Genomic DNA, 1,716 nt, shown 5'->3' with positions numbered 1-1,716 from the left:
CAGACCCATAAAGGTGATGGTTACAACGAACTGCGTTTCGAGGACGAACTGGGCAAAGAGGAAGTGTTCATCCATGCCCAGCGGGACAAGAACAAGATCGTCAGGCACGACGAGACCACGCAAGTGGGCAACGACCGCACCGAACGCGTCGAACGGGACGAGACGATTTCGATTGGGCAGGACCGTCTTGAAGACGTTGCCCGGGACGAGACCGTAAGCATCGGCCAGAACCGGGCACATGAAGTTGGCAATGACGACAGCCTGAGCGTTGGCCGTACCCATACCATCACCACAGGCAAGGACCGAATCGAACACGTCGGCAATCACCGGCAGGACCTCACCAAGGCCAACCATACGGTAGAGATCGGTGGCCATCTCGAACAGGTCGTGGCCGGTCACAGCACATTGCAAACCGGCGAGGCTATTCGGCACACCACCAAGGTTTACGACATCCAGGTCAGCGAAAGCCTGACGATCAGAAGTCCGGCAGGTCTTCTACGAATCGACGGCGCCGGCATCACGCTGGACGGCCTTGCGCTGGACTTCAAGGGGCCGGTCAGCCAGCAGGCCAAGGGCAGCCAGCGCATGACTGCCACTTCCGGCGTACCTGAGCCTGGGGAGCCGATTTGTCTGAGTTGCTTGCTCAAAGCCATCGCCGACGGCCACAACATGATTCCCATGGAGGGTGCCAGCTGATGCCCAGCCCATTTATCAGAGCAATGGTAGAAGTGCTACGCACATCCGACCGCTATCGCCTGAGTGCCGTCGTTGAAATGGCCAACCTTTCACCCCGGGCCCGGGAAACGCTGACCCAACATTACACGGGGCGCTGCTGGCCTTTGTTGCAACAGGCCCAATTCAGCAATTTACGCGCGGTAGGCCCTTGGTTGTTCAGCTCCAGGCCAGGTTCCGATGTCTCAGGCCAGTACGATTTCCAGTGGCAGCTGGAGCAAGGTGCAATGGGTGCGGTGAGTGGCTGGATCGTCAGTGCGCTGCCAGCCGCCCAGCTTGTACAGCACTTGAGCCAGGCCAACTCCGTTACCGGGCCGGATGGCCACGCTTACCTGTTGCGTTACCACACCGCAGCCGTCCTGCAAGTGTTGGATACCTGCCGCGAGTTGCCTGGCGTGGCCGAGTGGTTGGCGCCCATCCATTGCTGGTGGTCCCCGGTGGCGCATCCGCACAAGAGGTTGTGGGTGCAAATCGCTGGCGGCGACCAGCCTCGCATGATCCATGTCCCGCCCATCACCCTGAGCGAAGACTGCTGGGCAGCCTTGGCCGGCGACCCACTGAGCTATCAACTTGCCGAAATGCTGAAGCACGAGCCGTCTTGCGCGGCCTTCACGGCTGTCTGCCACGGTACGCGAATTGGCCTGATCCAGCACCACCTGAATCAGGCCCGCGCGCAAGGACTGGATCGAGAGCAAGACCTGGTCAGCTATGTGCTGATGATGGCCCGCGCCGGAGAACAGCTCTGCGAATCACCTGCCTGGCAAGACGCAATCGCTGCTACACGCGAGCAGCGAACGCCCCTGATCGATAACGTGCAGCGATGCCTGCACGGCAAGGACTGAGGTACACAATGGACTCATTGGACGAAGCCCTGGAACTGTGCCGGCGTATCACCACCGGCTACCGTCCCGCCCTGCGCAACAGCCCGGTCGCCGACTGCACCCGCCGCTTCGAGCTGCTGCCCCTGCGCTACGCCGCTGTCGG

At 61.2% G+C, this 1,716-nt stretch carries 2 protein-coding genes; both read left to right on the top strand.

Going from position 1 to position 1,716, the window contains the following annotated elements:
* Window positions 1-696: bacteriophage T4 gp5 trimerisation domain-containing protein (locus FHW75_RS26685; RefSeq protein ID WP_033733691.1), on the top strand; the 696-nt coding region annotated here is incomplete at its 5' end.
* Window positions 696-1,574, top strand: coding sequence for a DUF4123 domain-containing protein (locus FHW75_RS26680; RefSeq protein ID WP_159266190.1), 879 nt, complete (start codon window positions 696-698; stop codon window positions 1,572-1,574). The genes FHW75_RS26685 and FHW75_RS26680, both read left to right, overlap by 1 nt.
* The last annotated feature ends 142 nt before the right edge of the window (window positions 1,575-1,716 follow it).

It is taken from the genome of Pseudomonas sp. OG7 (assembly GCF_014192825.1).
GTDB lineage: Bacteria > Pseudomonadota > Gammaproteobacteria > Pseudomonadales > Pseudomonadaceae > Aquipseudomonas > Aquipseudomonas monteilii.
The sequence above is the reverse complement of the archived record's forward strand: the minus strand, read 5'-3'. Positions and strand labels throughout refer to the sequence as shown.